Origin of the sequence: Streptomyces sp. NPDC046870, from assembly GCF_040704595.1 — a bacterium.
GTDB classification, from domain to species: domain Bacteria; phylum Actinomycetota; class Actinomycetes; order Streptomycetales; family Streptomycetaceae; genus Streptomyces; species Streptomyces argyrophylli.
In genome coordinates, this window is sequence record NZ_JBEYXM010000022.1 from 126,227 (window position 1) to 141,656 (window position 15,430).

Sequence of the window (15,430 nt, forward strand, 5' to 3'; positions counted from 1 at the left end):
AGAGTGAGCAAGGAAATGAGAAGCAAGAAAGAAGGCCGCGCCGGCGCATCACGAGCCGACCTGCGGTGAACGTGGACGTGCCCCCCGGGGCTGGGGTGACCCGGCCCCAGGGGGCGATTCCTCACTGCGTTACAGGGTGAGGACGCATCAGATGGCGGCGCGGGTCACGCGGCGGACGAGCTTCGTCATGGGACTGCACCTCCTTCGCATTCTTACCTCGTGGCAGGGGAACTGACAGGGCGCCTCAGATGGCGGCGCGGGTCACGCGGCGGACGAGCTTCGTCATGCGGGGCACCCCCTTTCCTGTATCCGGGCTCCACGTGACGTGGTGCCGAGGTGAAGTGCCGTCCATGGCCGGACGGACGTTCCTGCCACCGACGCGTACCCTGAGGGCACCTCGCCGGGGGCAAGTCTGTGAGGGACGCGGCGCGTCACGGCACCGCGCCGAAAGCGGCGGTCTCAGGCGACGACCGCGGGGTGCAGCCCACCGTCACCGGCCGGGCGGATCACCTCGGCGTCGGCCGCGCCGCGCCGGGCCGCCCATACGGCGTCGGCCAGTTCCTCCAGCAGGGCGAGGACCGACGGATCGGTGAACCCCTGGTCCGTACGCGGCAGGACTTCCGCGTCTCCGAGCGCGAGGGGCCGGTGGTCGATGAGGACCGCTCCGGAGCGTTCGAGGTTCACCCGCAGTCCCGGCTGGGCGTCCGCCGCACCGCGGGGCCCGGGTGAAGCACTCATCAGCGCCGTCGGCAAGCCGGTGAGGGCGCTGTCGCCCCAGGGCCGGGAGAGCCAGTCCAGGGCGTTCTTCAGGACACCTGGAGCGCCTCCGTTGTAGGAGGGGGTGCTGATCACGAGGGCGTCCGCCGATCCGAGCAGCCGCCGCGCCCGTGCCACCGCGGCCGGGCCGTCGGCCGTGTCGAGGTCCTGGTCGTAGTACGGCACGGTCCGCAGATCCAGCAGCGGAGTGCGCACCTGTGCGCCCCGACGCGCCAGCAGTCGGCCGATCGTCGCGACGGCGGTGCTGTTCACCGAGCCGCGCCGCAGACTGCCCGACATCAGTACGATCCTGGTCACCTCGGTCTCCCTGTCCTTCGGACGGTTCCCCATCGGGCCCCGCCTTCCGATGACTTGAGAGTGCCGGAGCGGGATCCCGACGCGATCCCGATCCGATACCGGAGGCGTGGGACGGGTGGACACACCTGCCGAAGGCCGCGGTTCAGTCGCTCGACCGGTGGTTCATGAACCAGTGGGTGCCGAAGCAGTGGGCCATCGTGAACGGGTGGCGCGGGACGACCACGACCCGGCGGACGAACTCCGCGGCCCGGCGATCGAAGGCGACGTCCTCGCCGTGGAGGACCGGACCACGACGGTCCAGCGATCGGGGTCGTCGCCGTCGGCCTTCCAGCAGTGCGGGTTCTCGTGCTCCGTGCCCGCCCGGTGAACCAGTCCGACACTGCGGATGCCGCGGCGGAGGCTTCAGGGGCGAGTGCGCTACTCACCCGCTCTCGCCGTGATGAAGCCTTCTACGCGTCCGCGACCCAGCTGCCGTGGAAGCCCAGCGGCACACGGCCGGGCAGGTGAACGCGGGCCAGCGGATGGCCTTCGAAGTCCTGGGCCGCGAGGATGAACAGGTCGGTCGCGCCACGCGCGGGGTCGTTCACGTACGACAGGACGTAGCCGTCGTCCTCGTCCCGTGCGCCGTGCCGCGGAACGAACACCGGCTCGCTGACCGCCGCGTCCACGGGAAAGCGATGGACCTGCCTGCCACCGCGCGGCACATCGTGCTTCATCAGGTAGTTGGTGAACTTCTCGTCCGGCCGCTGCCCGTCGACGGTCTCGTACGCACGCCACATCTCGGCCGTGCTCGCGGTGTAGGCGTAGCGGTGACGGCGCGAGACCAGCGTCTCGTTGATGCGGGGAAACTCCTGCGGACGGTCGTCCAGCCTGCTGCTGTGTACCCGGCTCGCCCGCAGGTCGATCACCCAGCGGTCGAGCGTCGGGGCACCGGTCGCCGAGGGTCCGCCCATGCCCCGCCCGGCGACGTGGAACGGGGCGGGGAACGCGGTGTACTCCACCACGACGGTATCGCCTTGGTCGTAGGCGTTGAGGGTGTGCGAGTAGTAGACCGGGTCGACGTCGAACCAGCGCGTGGTACCGCCGGCGCGCGGCAGCAGACCGATGCGCATGGGGTGCCTGTCGTTCCACACGTACGGCACCACCGCGCCCGCTTCCGCGGCGGCACCGTCGAAGGTGATCGGTACGTCCACGATGATCACGTACTTCTCGGTGAGCGCGAAGTCGTGCATCATCGGAGCGTCCGCGACGGGGATCCGTGTGGCCCTCGCCACCTCGCCGGTCCGGTCGATCATGATGTGCCGCACGTGGTCCCACGTGGGGTGGTACGCGATCGCGTGCAACTCGTCGGCCACGGTGTCGTACTTGGTGTGCGCGGTGAAGGCGCTCTTGAGCGTGGAGCGGAAGTCGTACGGGCGGACGGTGTTGAGCTCACCGTCCAGCTCGTACGGCAGCGGCCCGCCTTCCTGCATCGTCAGGATGCGCCCCTTGTACGGGATGACGTGCGTGTTGCAGGCGAAGTCGTCCGGCGGCGCCTGGCCCGAGCAGGACTCTCCCAGTTTCGCCCTCACTTGTGAGGAGCGCACCCATCGGTTGCGGTACCACTCCGCTCGTCCGCCGCGCAACCGAACTCCGTGCACCATTCCGTCACCGAGCATCCAGTGGTGGGCGCGGACGTCCTCGAGGCCCAGCGCGTTCGGGCCGTTGCGCAGGTAGCGGCCGTCCAGATCGTTCGGGATGCGGCCGGTCACCTCGAGAGCGAAGGCGGTCAACTCCTCGGTGACCGGCGCGAAGGCCCCCGTCAGGAACGGTGTCGCCCCGCTAGCGCCGCCCTTGCCGGCCGAGCGGCTCGCCTGTGCCGCGGCCGTGGAGAACCCGGGCGCAAGGCCACTCCCGACCACACTGCCCGCCGCCGCGGCCGCTACACCCCCGAGAACTTCCCGCCGTGTATGACTGGCCATCATGCCTCCCCGCTCCGCTGCCGGCCTCGGCTCATGCAGCCGGGCCCCTGGTGACGAAGGCAACTCTCCTCCGCTGTCGCCCGCGAAGCAGTCGGCCCAGCCCCCGATCACGGGGTGGTGCCGGCGCCACCCCGACAAGCGGCCACACCCTGAACGCTGAGCAGCAGTTGGCCAGGCGGAGCGCTCAGGCGCGGCGGCCCCCGGTCAAGTCGCTGATCCACTGGCGGAACCGGCCGACTGGTCACCCGTGCTCGGTCGGCTGCCGGGCCCGGCCGGTGCCGGTCAGAGACGCGAGGTCCGCCGCCACACCCGCGGTGGCCGTCGGGCTCACTCGTTCAGGCCCCGGCACGGCGCCGGCATGAAGCAGTGCCCGCGCCTGGTCGTGTACGCCCTGACCGACCCCGCCAGGAGCGCCGGTCCGCCTGACTCACGCCGGCTTCGGACATGCATGCGCGGCGAGCAGCCTCCTGTCCGGCACGGGTGGCCGTGGTCACCGGGTCACGAGGGTTCGGCGGCGCGTCGGATTGCAGACCGCCTTGAGCAGGGCATTGGGGTCGGCGGGCAGTGGGGCCAGCCACGCGTAGGCGGGGCGGTCGAGGGCCTGGAATGCGTCCTCGTGGCTCGACGTCGGCTTCGGGGTGGGCGTGTGCGTGGCCTTCCGTGTACATGCGTGAGGTGGACTTCGGCCACCGGTCCGTGTGGTGGCGCGAAACCTGTCGCGTTCGCGTGCGGTGACCGGCGCATCCCCGCGGTCAGTCGATGCGGAGCACCGCGCAGTGATACGGAGCGCGGACGACGGGGCTGCGGAAGCTGAGCGGTGCTGTCGTTCAGCGACTGGAAGGGCCGGGGCGGCAAGCAGGCTCAGTTCCGTCCCGGCATCGGCTCCGCGAGCGCGGCCCGCCAGGCCGGCGCGCCGAAGGGGTCGGCGAAGTACTGCGTCTCGTGCACCACGCGCTGGTCAGCGAATTCCATGATGCTCACCGAGTACGAAGGCACACCGTCGTAGGTGATGACGCATTCGCTCACCCATAGATGCGCATGGCCGGTGATCCGCTGGACGGTGAAGTGTCGGTCGGCCGGGTGCCCGCCGCGTTGCGCCGAGATCGCCGCCCGGCCCCGGAACCGCTCACCTGACTGCGGGTAGTCCAGGATTGCGTCCGTGGCGTAGATGGCGTGCTCAGCTTCGGTGTCCCCGTGTTCCGAGGCGCGCCAATGCTCCTCGATCGCGGCCCTGGTCCGGGAGTCAGCATCCATGGCACCACCCTTCCGTAGCGGTGACAGCCTAGGCACTCCGGGCCACATCCGGCCCGGGGCGAGGCGGACCTGCGCTGTCAGGTCCTCCCTTCGGCCGGACCGGAGGGCGGCAGCCGTCCACCGTGGCAATGGCGTCGAGTGACCGCGGCCCGGCTCACGCCATGCGGCACCAGCCGGGCCGGGGCCGTCGACGTCGCTCTACACCACCGCGTCCGTCGACGCGGTGGTCTCCGCCCAGCCCCAGGTCGACTGGGAGCATCCGCGCACGGTGGAGAAGAGCCGACGCTCTCCGGTGGCATCGCTGCGCCCAGCACCGGCACCCGCGTCGTCCTGCTGCGGGTGCAGCCCTCCACGCCCGGCCCGTGGTCGCACCGGGTGCGGAAGGCGTCGTCAGGGCCGCCGGCGGAACCAGCCGCGGCCCCCGGACCGGTTCCTGGCCGGGGTCCGGGCCCGGCGGCGCGGCGGCTGGAGACGGGCAGCTTCGGCGGCGGATTCCTCCCATGCGACCTCATCGGCATGGCAGGTGCCGCACACGGACACGTCCCCGGCCTTCCACGCAGTCCGGTGCGCGGTGGTCTCCTCCCAACACTGGTCGGTGAACTTCTGCCCGCACCGCTTGCCCACAGGGCGCTGCACCTCCCGCTCAGCGGCACGGCGGCGCCTGTCCTCCGCGTCGGCGCGGGCCTCCTGCTCGCGGACGCATTGCGTGCCTTCACCGTGCGATGTGCGTACGCCTGGCAGAGAGGGCGGGCAGCGCTGGAGGCCGCCGGGGGTGAGCGGGTGACCGCGCTTAGGAGAAGGCCGCGCCCGCCCGAGCCCGGCCCTGAGCCAGTGACCTGCCGGGTGCTCGCAGGTACGGAATATCGAATGCGCGGCGGCCGGCTTGCCGGGCGAGGGGTCCTCGGATGCCGGCGGTGTGAAGGCGTCCACCGCGGCCGGCAGGTCCTGCGCCGCGGCCTCAGGGGGCCCGCCGTGGCCGGGGAGCCAGGCGGGCTCAGCAGCGCGTCCGCCGCGGAGCGCACACACGCCGCAGCCACCGCCGTCACGGCGTCGCGGCGGACCATGAGCCCCGGCGCCACCGGTCTGTCGTGGGCCGCGCCCTCGCCGAACATCCCGGCGCCCACGATCGCCGACCGCACCGGACGGCACCGGCGGAGGGTGCCGGGGCAGGCTCCGAGGGGCGCCGCTTCAGCGACCTGCTGCGGGGGTCCGACCGGCTGCGGCGCACGCTCGACGCCCGGCGGCGACCCGTCGGCGCTGTCCGCCGCGCCCGCCCCGCCCTGCCGTGGGCGAGGCAGGCGGGTCAGCGATCGCCAGGTCGCCGGCCCGGGCCACGGTGCCTGCCGGCGCCCGCCCCAGCCCTGAAGAGCACCCCGTCACCAGCCACCGCCGCGTCATGCGTCCCCCGTCGCCGGATCAGGGAGCGGGGTCTGGTACCGCGCGTCGCAAGGCGGAGGAGCGGTTTCGTCGGGCAGGTCTTCGGTGGGCCAGGCGGGTGTGGTCGTCCAGGACCGTTGTCAGGGGCGGGCCGGGAGCCAGCTTTGCTGGACGGCGCGTACACCGGCCTGGAAGCGGCTGCGGGCGCCGAGGCGGTCCATCAGTTCGGAGGCTATGCGGCGGGCGGTGCGATGGGACACCCCGAGCCGCTTGGCTATGGCCTCGTCTGTGTGGCCCTCGGCGAGCAGGCGCAGGGCGGTGGCCTGCTGACCGGTGAGGCCGTGGGCGTCGGTGGGGACGACCTGGCCGAGGGGCTGGGCGGACTCCCAGGTCGTCTCGAAGAGCGCGCACAAGGCGGTGAGCGTGCCCTGCCCGGTCAGGACCACCGCGCCGGCGGCGGTGTCGTCACTGCTGACGGAGACCATGGCGGTCCGCCGGTCCATGAGGATCATCCGCGTCGGGAGCGACGGCACCGTACGGACCTGACCGCCCAGCCGGGCCAGCCAGTCGGCGTGCTCGACAGTCGGGCGATTGGTGCGCACGCTGTCCAGGTAGATCGTGCGCATCCGCACCCCGCGGCCGAGCAGATCCTCGTTGAGCGGCCGGGACGCGGCCATGTTCTCCGCGGTCTGAGGCCCGCCCGGCGCGAACGTCAGGAACTCCTCGCGCACCTCACGGGTGAGCACGGCCAGCCGGTCGCGGATCTGGTCGAGCCCCACCAGTTGTTCCACGCTGGGGTGGCTGGTGGCCGGCCGCAGTTCGGCGTACTCCGAGATGAGCTGGGCGGCGGCCGCCCGCGAAGCCTCCAGGCGCTGCTGCTGCGCCGCCAGCCGGGCCTGCTGGCGGGCCATCAGGATCTCCATGCCGATGTCCGGCGACACCGCCCGCATCCGCCCCGCGTCCCCGGCGGCGGGACGCACCAGCGCCAACTCGCTCAGGGTGTCGAGGGCGTCGCGCACCTCCTCCTCGGACAGCCCCACCGCGTCGCCGAGGTCCGCGACACCGGCGGACGGGTGTCTGAGCATGGCGCGGTACACCGTCTCCGCGACGGAATCGAGTCCGAGTCCGGTCAGCACGTGTGTCCCCCGTTTTTTTCTGCACCCAACGTCCCCTGTTCGGCGTCGATCCTCGCAGAACGGCAACGTTTCGTCACAGGATCGGGCCGGAACGGGCCAGGGACACAACCGACCACCCCCGGAACCGATGCGGGAACCCGCTTCGTTGAGACGCTGGAGCGCATGTACCTCGTCCACGCGCACCTGGAACTCCCTCCCGGCAGTCACCTGCCGCCGGAGGTCCGCGAGTTGGTGCGCTCGTCCCTGGCCCCCGGCGACCGCGTCGAGCACGTCTCCGTGCACGTCCGCTCCCCCATCCGGCTCACCCTCGGCCTCTATATGCTGGCCGACGGAGTGGAGGAGGCCGAGCACCGGGCCGTCCGCGTCTGTACCAGGCTGCTGTGTGAGGTACCGCAGTTGGCACGGGCGCGACTCACGGGTGCCGGGGTGCCGCTGATCCCTCTGGCGTTCGAGGCACAGCCCTCCGACTGACGTCCAAGGCGCCACCAACCCTCTTGGACGTATCGGTCCAAGGCCCTTTCCGTCCACCGGAGACCCCTTCTCACACGCCCGGCCGGCGACGAACCTGGTGATCACCGGCCGGAGTGCGCGTCACCGCGGGACGCGACGACGGGCCGGACCCCGCACCTCGTCCCGGAAGGAACGGTCTGTCATGCCTCGCACCCGTATCGCCAAGGCCGCCGCGGTCGCCTCCCTTGTCGTCGCCGTGGCCCTCGCCACTCCGGCCGTCACCTCGGCACACAGGACGGACGCCGCCGAGTCCTCCGCCGTCGTCGCCGGTGACGCCGGCTGGCAGGTCACGCCGGAGGACTCCACCCGGCAGGCCACCCCGGCCGACGCCGGCTGGCAGTAGGCCACCCGCCGCCCCGGCCGACACCCGCCGACAGAAAGCCGCCCGCCGTCGGCCGACACCCGCCGGCAGGAGGCCGCCCGCCGCCCCTGACGGCGACTCCCACGCATCCCACCCGCTGGTCCACGACCCGCGACCGCCCTGCCCCACCTCAACCGCTCCCGGGGGGAACCAGAAGTGAAGGAATTCCGCACCAACGGCCGTAGAGCCGCCGGCCTGATGGTCTCCGCCGCCCTGAGCACCGGACTCCTCACGGTGACCGCTCCCACCGCCGACGCGGCCACCACCTGTTCAGGCAGCGTCAACATCTACGGCGTACTCACCGACGGCCGGCTCACGTTCAGCCAGATCAACCCGGCCACCGGCGACCTGGCCAAGGTGCTCGTCGGACCGGACCTCGGCTTCCAGCCGCAGGCCATGGCGACCCTCAACTTCAACACCGTCCTGGTGACGTCGACCACCGGTGCCCTCTACCGCATCGACATCAAGACCAACAACACCAGCCTCGCGCTGCTCAACCCGCCGGTGCGGATCGCCGACAGCGGCTGGACCCACGACAAGCTGACCTACGACGGTCACGGTCACCTCTACGGGACGACCACCTCCGGGCTGCTGCTGCGCTACAACGTCACCGAGGACAAGCCCGCCGGCTCCCAGCACATCGGCGTCCGCACAGAGATGGACACCGGCTTCGTCCTGAAGACCCTCACCGCCACCGGCGACGACCGGCTCGGTGCCACGACCGAGGACGGCCGGCTGCTCGACTACACCATCACCGGTGCCGGTGCCTGGAAGAGCAACGCCCTGAAGTCCTCCGGCTGGTCGGGCTTCAACCAGCTCGTCTCCCCCGGCGGCGGGCTGTATTACGGGCGGCTGTCCACCGGGGCCATGTACTGGTACAAGGACGCCAACCCGACGGACGGCTCCGGCGCGGACATCACGTACCACCTCGACGACCCCGTCAACACCAGTGGCTGGACGCAGAAGCTGCTGTCCGCGCAGCCGGGCACCTACACCTGCACGACCTCCGTGGACACCGTCGACCGCAACGACATCACCGAGGTCAAGGCAGCCGGACGGCAGCTGATGAACGACAAGGACACGGCCTGGGCCAACGCCACCCAGTGGGCCTGCCTGGAGACGCTCTGGGACCACGAGAGCGGCTGGCGGTGGAACGCCACCAACCCGTCCTCCGGTGCGTACGGCGTCCCGCAGGCGCTGCCCGCCTCCAAGATGGACGTCGCGGGTGACGACTGGCACGAGAACCCGCTGACCCAGATCAGATGGGGCCTGAGCTACATCGACGGCCGCTACGGCTCCCCGTGCAGCGCGTGGAACTTCTGGCAGGCGAACAACTGGTACTAGACGCCACGGACACGGCACGACGGCGGCGCCCCCTCGCCAGGAGGGGGCGCCGCCGTCGTGCGCCGGTCAGGCGATCTTGTCGTAGCGCAGGGCGATGTAGGACGAGGCCGGGTGGCTGTCGATGGTTCCGCTGTAGACGTTCGCGGACGAGTAGTTCATGTCCGAGCTCGGGCTGCCCTCGGAGTAGTAGTAGAAGGTGCCCGCGTCCTGGTCCTTCCAGCCCGCGAAGAGGACCGCGTGCCCCTCACTGCTGGAGTTCAGGGCGTCACCGGGCCTGAGGTCGGCCTTGGAGATCTGCGTGCCCGCGGTGGGGAGGGTCTGCGTCGTCAGGGAGGAGGTGAGGTGCCAGGCCATGGAGACGAATCCGGAGCAGTCGGTACGGTACGAGTCGTCGCCCTCGATGTCGGTGGCGTAGGCGCTCTGGCTGTACTGGACGTTGCGGTTGTACCAGTCCCTGGCGCGGGTCATGACCTCGCTGCGGTAGATCGTGCCGCCCTGCACGGAGTGCGGCGGGGCCGGCGGCACGTAGGCGCAGTTGTTCGCGTAGGCCGACAGCAGGGTCTGCGTCCAGCCGGAGGCGTCCACCGGGTCGTTCGGGTGGTAGGCGATGTCGGAGCCGTCCGCGTCGGTCGGGTCGGCGTCGTGGTACCAGTACATGCCGCCGTTGGTACGGCCGTAGTAGAGGCCCCCGCCAGGTGAGGACAGCGAGTCGACCGCCGACCAGCCGCTCGTCTTCAGCACCGCGCGGTCCCAGTCGTTCACGCCGTTGATCTTGTAGCTGAGCAGGCGCCCGTCCGAGGTGGAGGCGATGATGCGGTCGTCGCCCGCGGCGGCCAGCGTCTTGAGGACGAAGCCCGTGTCGATCACGACGTGCTGGCCTATGTGGGCCGATCCGGAGGGCTTGTCCTGGGACACCAGGTACTGGTGGAGCTGCCCGTCGACCGTGCCGTAGAGGTGGCCTGCGCCGTCGTACACCATCTTGTCGAAGGTCCAGCCGCCGTCCCAGATCTTGACGACCCCTGCGAGGCCCAGGGACGTGTTGTTGGTCTGGACGTCGACGCGGTAGAGGTCACCGGCGGTCGACGTGACCAGCACCGTGTTGAAGTTGAGCGTTGCCATCGCCTTCGGCGTGAAGCCGAGGTTCGGACCGATGAGCGTCTTGACGCGGTCGCCGGTGTTCGGCTCGATCTGCGTGTACGTCAGTCTGCCGTCCGTCAGCGTGCCGTAGATCGACACGTCACCGGTGCAGGAGGCGACGGCCTGCGCGGCCCCGCCGGCGACGGTGACCAGACCCAGGGACATCGCGCCGACGGCGAGGGCGGCGGACGTACGGCGAACGGCATGACTCAGCTTCATGGTCTCTCCTGCGGCACCGATGTCGGGCGGGCGCACGCACATCCCTGCCCCGGGCAGCGGCCCTGCGGGTACGGCTGCGCGGGTTGTTCGCGGGTGTGGCGCCCGGTGGCGGGACCTACTCTCGCCACAGGTCAGGGCTACCGGAAGAGAGACACGGTGGCCGTAAAGGTCCCTGGCCGCTTGCGTCCTGACGGTCCGTTGTTCATGTGCGCGGCAGGTGACGGTACCGAGCCCACGGCGCCCGGACCGGCGGCGGGCCGTTCACGTTCGTGTCCCGCTTGGCAGGGGGTAGGCAGGGAGCCCCGCCCAGCGAGAGCAGCGGGGTGATGGGAGCCGGCCAGGGACCGGTCACGGACTTGATCGTGTACGGGAAGTTCTCCTGTTGCCGGACCACCGTGAGCCGGGCGGTCGGGCCGGTGCGGGTCCAGCGCGAAATCCAGAAGGGTGCGCGGGCACCCTTTCGGCTGTCGCCGCTCCTTCCATCGTGCGCGAGCGGGGACGCCGTGTCTGCGGTTCCTCGCCGTCGCAGCCGGGGGTCGGACTCTGTCCACAGGCCAGGCTGGCGCAGTCAGCTCGAATGGCTGCGGCTGCCCTTGTCGCGTATCTGGCGGTTAGCGGGCGAGGACGTCCTTGTCGAGGTCGCGGTGGACCAGGTGCACGACCAGGTCGCGGTCGGTGAACTGCTCGGCGGTGTCGACCAGCCCGTACGCGGCGGCCTCCTGGACGTCCCCTGTGATCACGGCGCGCAGGGCCATGGGCGTGGTAGCTGCGCTTTCCGGACTAAGAGGTCATCGTTGGCTGCACCTGCCGCAGGGCCGGGGCAGCTTCGAGGTTTCGCCCGCCGTTGCCGGTTACGGCTGAACCGTCTTCATTCGTGGTCGCGCAGGAAGGCAGGGATCTCGTCGCGGGTCGGGTAGTTCGGCAGGGGCGCCGGCTTGTCCTGAAGGAACGCGGTGATGACGGCGACGGCTCGGTGGTTGTTGTCGTCGAGGCCGTTCCACATGTGGTGTCCGACTCCGGGCATGTACTGCGTGCGCTGGAGGGCGGGGTCATTGGCAAGGACGGTGGTCTCCCATTGACGGATCTGGGAGGAGCACTCGGCGATCATCAGCATCGCGGGGGTCCGGGACTGCCTCAGTTGTGAGGCGATGGAGGGTGAGTCCTTGACCGTCTGCTGGATGTGGAGGCTGGCGGCGGGGCTGAAGGAGAAGTTCTGTGCGGTCTCCTCGGCGGGGATGCGTCGCGCGTCGCGCGCACAGTAGGCGGATGCGGTGTCGCTGCCGAGGTCTGCGGCGGTGAAGGCGTTGTCACCTTCGGCCTGTCCGATCAGTGCGGTGTCGGGACTGAGGAGTCCGAGCCGCATGAGGCCGAATGCCACGGCGTACCGGGGGACGTGTGTCGATCGCGGTCCGGTCGGGGCCGGCGCGAGGCCGCGTGCGGATTTTCGGCCCATGTGCCCGGCGATGTGGGCGGTGGGGCCGTCCATGGGGCCGGGCTCGGCGATGATCGCCCGGTGCAGGCGGGCGGCGACGCTCGGGTCGGCCAGGGCTCGGGTGAGCACGGCCCCGCCGGAGGAGAATCCGAGGATGTCGGCCCTGCCCTTGTTCAGGCGGTCGATGAAGGCGGCGAGGTCGCTGACCGACCTGGAGATCGTGTACTGGCCCATGGGGAGCAGGTCGCTGCGTCCGCCGCCGGCCTGTTCGTAGGCGTAGACGTCGTAGCCCTGGCGGGCCAGGAGTTGCAGGAACCGGTGGTCGAGTACCGAGATGCCGCGGACCGGTCCGCCGTTGAGGTACACGAGCGGGATGGGATGCCGGGGGCTGGGGTGCGCGGGCGGGTAGTGGTACACCGCGACCCGGCTGCCCGTGGTCAGGCTCCAGTGCTGCGTGGTCACGAAGGGTAGCGCGGGCGGGTACCGCCGGGCCGTCGGCACGGTCGGGATGCAGACCGACGCCGTCAACGCCGCCGCGACAGCCACCGGCAGGAACGGCACGAGCCGCGCCGGCCAAGTGCGGCGCCGGCCCCGCCACGTCGCGAGGACAGCCCCGGCTCCAAGGGTCATCAGCCATGCGGCGAGCCCTGAGCCTGCCCCGTCTGTGAGGGCGATCAGTGCGAGAAAGACGACGACCAGCATCGCGACGGCGGCCAGGGCCCGCAGTAAGCGTCCGGTGAAGCGGACAAGACGTATGGCTGACGTAGGCATAGCGGACCTCCACAGTTTCAGAACACCGTTTCAAAACGACGTTATCAAACAGAGGTAGGCTGCTGCCCGTGGGTAGGCCGAGAACGAACGACGAGGCCGTCAAAGAGCGGCTTGTGGAGTGCGCGACCGAGATGCTTGCCACCCGTCCGCGGGAGTCGCTCACGGTCCGCGCCGTGGCCGCTGCTGCCGAGGCGTCGACGACGGCGGTGTATTCGTTGTTCGGCGGTAAGGACGGGCTGATCGGTGCGGTGCGCGACAGAGCCGTCGCAGGCCTGTTCCAGGACCTGTCGGCGGCGCAGACCTCCGCGGACCCTCTCGCCGACCTCTACGCACTGGCCGTCGCCTACCGTCGTTGGGGCCGCGGACACAGCCACCTGTACACGGTGCTGTTCGGTGGTGTGCAGTCCTTCGACCCGTCGGGGGAGGTCGGTGCCAGTGACCCGGTCCGTCCGCTCCTCGCGGCGATCGATCGCGCGTTGGCGGCGTCCGTCCTCGTCGGCGAGGCAACGTCGATCGCCTTGTCCATCTGGGCCACCCTGCACGGGCTGGTGACTCTCGAACTGGCCGGGGCTCTCGACGCCGCCACGGCCGAGGTCGCGTTCCGATCGGCGATTTACGCCACGTTGCGCGGGTGGGCGACCCCGGCGGTGTTCCGCAGCCTTCGCCAGGCGGAACTCGCTCACTGAGAGGATCAGGGCGGTTATCCGCGTCCTCCCGATCCCTGCCGGGGTGAGGGTGCGTGCTCGGTGAAGACCGGCATGCCATGGTCGACCAGCTGCGGCCGGCCATCGGTTGGAGATCGCTTGAGGCTGTTGAGCTTGGCCATCGCAGCGTCGAAACCGACCTGGAGTCCATCGACCTCGCCGAGCCAGCCGTTGGCGCGGGCCTCGGTAGGGCGCTCACGGAGGTTCTGGATGATCTCGATGAGGCGTGGCCTCTGGCGAGGATCTCGACTGGTTCCGGAGGCAGTTGGTGATCAGCAGAGGCACGGACGTTGATGCCAAATCACGGCACCGCCGTGTCCCAAGACCCGGACTGACGTTCCGCGCGTTGCGGTCGTCGTCGCCGTGATGCAGGCCTTCACTGGGGCTGCCCGGGTGCTCTCGCGTGGTGCCGAGAAGATCGTCCTGGCCCCGTCCGACGCTGAGGCACTGGCCCTCAAGGAGAGCCATCCGGGTTGGCTGGCCCTGAAGGACGGTGCCCGGCAACGGGCTTCGACACGGTGAACTCACCCGGTCTGATCAGGTCGCTCGATCTGGCCGGTCGCACGGTGGTGCAGAAGACGACGGCTGGAACCGTCGGCGCGCTGGCCGTCGCGAGCGCACCGCTCGTCCTGTGCGCGAGTTTCGTCGTGGCCGGCGCGACAACGCGCTTTCTGACAACCGATGGTTCCGGGCCGGTGACGTTCGTGATCACCGGCGGCGCAGGCCAGGCCGCCGAGGACCTGGCCTGCGCTGCATACATCGGTCAGCATCTCGCCGGTGGCGATACCTCGGTGGCCCCGTATCTCCACCGTGCGAGGACCTCCCGGGCAGCCGCCGACCTTGCTGACGGGGTGCGACACGGATACCAGGGTGTTCATCCCGACGATGTCGCCCTGTGCCTGGAAGTGGACAGGTTCCTCTTCGCGATGGTCGCTCGCCTGGAAGATTCTCTGACCGTGCTGCGTCCCGTCGCAGTGCCTGGCGAGCCGGCCGAGGCCCGCTGACCTGTTGCCGCTGCCGGTCGGGTCATCCCGCTTGGGCATCGTTTCCGCTTGAGCGCTTTCCGTTTTCGGCTGTGGCCTTGAGGTTGCGGAGCCAGGCGTCGAGGGACGCGTCGAGTGCCGCCTGCAGGTTTGCGGTGTCGGACTCGACGGGAGCGCCGGACCAGGACTCCTCGGTGTGGACGTGTACTCCGTCGCGTTCCTGGCGGAAGGTCCATACGTGTACGGCGGTGATGCCCTGGGCGGGGCCGCCCCAGACGATGCGGTGCCCGGGACGGGCCTGCTTCACGGTTGAGGTGATGTTCTGCAGGCCGTTGACCGACCACACGAACACGGAGCCCTTCCGCAGTGGACCGGGGGTCTGCTTGGCGGCCTCTGTGACGTCGGGCTGCCAGGTGGGCCAGGCGTCCACGTCGGTCTGGATGTTCCAGACGCGTATCAGCGGTGCCTGGATCACGATGTCGTCGCGGGTGATCACGGGGGCGTCCGGGTCGATGCCCGGCGGCTGATGGGGAGCCGCGGCCTGTCCTGACAGACCGATCAGGAGGGCGGTGGGCCCGGCTGCAGCCTTCGTGAGCAGGGTGGTGAGCATGGCGTTCTCCGTCTGTGCGCGGTGGTGGGTCCGGGGCGTTGGGTGCGGGGGCGGCGTGGTTACGGGACGAGGACGACCTTGCCGCTGACCGTGCCGGACTCGGCCAGGCGCAGGGCTTGGGCGACGCGGTCGAGGCGCAGTTGGGCGGCGATGGCCGGGGTGATGTCACCTCGGTGCAGGGCGGTGAAGACTTCAGTGAGGTCGTTGCGCAGTCGGGTCCTGAAGCGGCTGGGGGTGAGGGCGCGGCCGGCCCAGACGTTGAAGAAGTAGGCGTGGCGGCGGTTGGGCAGGGCGTTCCACAGCCATACGCGGCCCAGGAGTTTGAGGACGGGCCACTGCTTGGAGCCCTCATCGTCGCGGGTGGAGGCGCTGCCGTAGGAGACGAGGGTGCCGCCGGGGGCGAGGAGGTGCCAGGAGTCGGTGACGCTGCGGCCGCCGACGTGGTCGAAGACGGCGTCGACGCCGCCCGGGGCGAGTGCACGGACGCGGGCGGGGATGTTCTCGGTGCGGTAGTCGATCGGTGTCACTCCCGCTTCGCGCAGGGCGGCGTGGTGGCG

The 15,430-nt window shown here is 70.5% G+C and carries 15 protein-coding genes and 1 pseudogene; 7 read left to right on the forward strand and 9 right to left on the reverse strand.

The window, feature by feature from the left end:
• Positions 1–459: 459 nt before the first annotated feature.
• Entirely contained in the window at positions 460–1,074 is a 615-nt protein-coding gene (locus AB0946_RS32860; protein WP_366764325.1) for an NADPH-dependent FMN reductase, read from the reverse strand.
• A gap of 205 nt (positions 1,075–1,279) precedes the next feature.
• Here AB0946_RS32860 and AB0946_RS32865 point away from each other — a divergent pair, with 205 nt between their 5' ends.
• Entirely contained in the window at positions 1,280–1,441 is a 162-nt protein-coding gene (locus AB0946_RS32865) for a hypothetical protein (RefSeq protein WP_366764326.1), read from the forward strand.
• An 82-nt stretch (positions 1,442–1,523) separates the two neighbouring features.
• Here AB0946_RS32865 and AB0946_RS32870 read toward each other — a convergent pair whose 3' ends face one another.
• The 3 genes from AB0946_RS32870 to AB0946_RS32880 all read right to left on the reverse strand — a co-directional run bounded on the left by AB0946_RS32870 (position 1,524) and on the right by AB0946_RS32880 (position 6,802).
• Positions 1,524–3,035, reverse strand: coding sequence for a carotenoid oxygenase family protein (locus AB0946_RS32870; protein ID WP_366764345.1), 1,512 nt, complete (start codon positions 3,033–3,035; stop codon positions 1,524–1,526).
• Between the two features lie 861 nt (positions 3,036–3,896).
• Positions 3,897–4,289 (reverse strand): nuclear transport factor 2 family protein, encoded by a 393-nt coding sequence (locus tag AB0946_RS32875; RefSeq protein WP_366764328.1) that lies wholly within the window; start codon positions 4,287–4,289, stop codon positions 3,897–3,899.
• A 1,517-nt stretch (positions 4,290–5,806) separates the two neighbouring features.
• Positions 5,807–6,802, reverse strand: a complete 996-nt coding sequence (locus AB0946_RS32880; protein ID WP_366764329.1) for a helix-turn-helix transcriptional regulator — start codon at positions 6,800–6,802, stop codon at positions 5,807–5,809.
• A 162-nt stretch (positions 6,803–6,964) separates the two neighbouring features.
• Between AB0946_RS32880 and AB0946_RS32885 the strand changes: the two genes are divergently transcribed.
• The 3 genes from AB0946_RS32885 (at position 6,965) to AB0946_RS32895 (ending at position 9,017) form a co-directional block, all read left to right on the forward strand.
• Entirely contained in the window at positions 6,965–7,273 is a 309-nt protein-coding gene (locus AB0946_RS32885; RefSeq protein WP_366764330.1) for a hypothetical protein, read from the forward strand.
• 181 nt (positions 7,274–7,454) lie between these two features.
• On the forward strand, positions 7,455–7,655 hold the full coding sequence (locus AB0946_RS32890; protein WP_366764331.1) for a hypothetical protein: 201 nt from the start codon (positions 7,455–7,457) through the stop codon (positions 7,653–7,655).
• 216 nt (positions 7,656–7,871) lie between these two features.
• Positions 7,872–9,017 carry a tachylectin-related carbohydrate-binding protein gene (locus AB0946_RS32895; protein WP_366764346.1) on the forward strand — a complete coding sequence of 382 codons (1,146 nt, stop codon included), beginning with the start codon at positions 7,872–7,874 and terminating at the stop codon, positions 9,015–9,017.
• Between the two features lie 66 nt (positions 9,018–9,083).
• On the opposite strand, the gene AB0946_RS32900 is transcribed toward AB0946_RS32895, so the two are convergent.
• The 3 genes from AB0946_RS32900 to AB0946_RS32910 form a co-directional block, all read right to left on the reverse strand.
• Positions 9,084–10,373, reverse strand: coding sequence for a tachylectin-related carbohydrate-binding protein (locus tag AB0946_RS32900; protein WP_366764332.1), 1,290 nt, complete (start codon positions 10,371–10,373; stop codon positions 9,084–9,086).
• A 611-nt stretch (positions 10,374–10,984) separates the two neighbouring features.
• The gene (locus tag AB0946_RS32905; protein ID WP_366764333.1) at positions 10,985–11,128 is read right to left on the reverse strand and encodes a hypothetical protein; all 144 of its coding nucleotides are present in this window, start codon (positions 11,126–11,128) and stop codon (positions 10,985–10,987) included.
• Between the two features lie 113 nt (positions 11,129–11,241).
• Positions 11,242–12,267: an alpha/beta hydrolase gene (locus AB0946_RS32910; RefSeq protein ID WP_366764334.1), complete on the reverse strand. Its 1,026-nt coding sequence runs from the start codon at positions 12,265–12,267 to the stop codon at positions 11,242–11,244.
• Between the two features lie 377 nt (positions 12,268–12,644).
• Here AB0946_RS32910 and AB0946_RS32915 point away from each other — a divergent pair, with 377 nt between their 5' ends.
• From AB0946_RS32915 to AB0946_RS32925, 3 genes and pseudogenes are all read left to right on the forward strand, one after another.
• Positions 12,645–13,262, forward strand: coding sequence for a TetR-like C-terminal domain-containing protein (locus tag AB0946_RS32915; RefSeq protein WP_366764336.1), 618 nt, complete (start codon positions 12,645–12,647; stop codon positions 13,260–13,262).
• A 77-nt stretch (positions 13,263–13,339) separates the two neighbouring features.
• Complete coding sequence (locus AB0946_RS32920) at positions 13,340–13,552, forward strand: hypothetical protein (protein ID WP_366764337.1); 213 nt, start codon at positions 13,340–13,342, stop codon at positions 13,550–13,552.
• Positions 13,553–13,646: 94 nt separating this feature from the next.
• Positions 13,647–14,284: pseudogene (locus AB0946_RS32925) on the forward strand (2-phosphosulfolactate phosphatase).
• 22 nt (positions 14,285–14,306) lie between these two features.
• On the opposite strand, the gene AB0946_RS32930 reads toward AB0946_RS32925, so the two are convergent.
• Together AB0946_RS32930 and AB0946_RS32935 are read right to left on the reverse strand one after the other, a co-directional pair.
• Positions 14,307–14,873 carry an SRPBCC family protein gene (locus AB0946_RS32930; RefSeq protein ID WP_366764338.1) on the reverse strand — a complete coding sequence of 189 codons (567 nt, stop codon included), beginning with the start codon at positions 14,871–14,873 and terminating at the stop codon, positions 14,307–14,309.
• Between the two features lie 59 nt (positions 14,874–14,932).
• On the reverse strand, positions 14,933–15,430 hold a 498-nt coding region (locus tag AB0946_RS32935; protein ID WP_366764339.1), incomplete at its 5' end, for a zinc-binding dehydrogenase.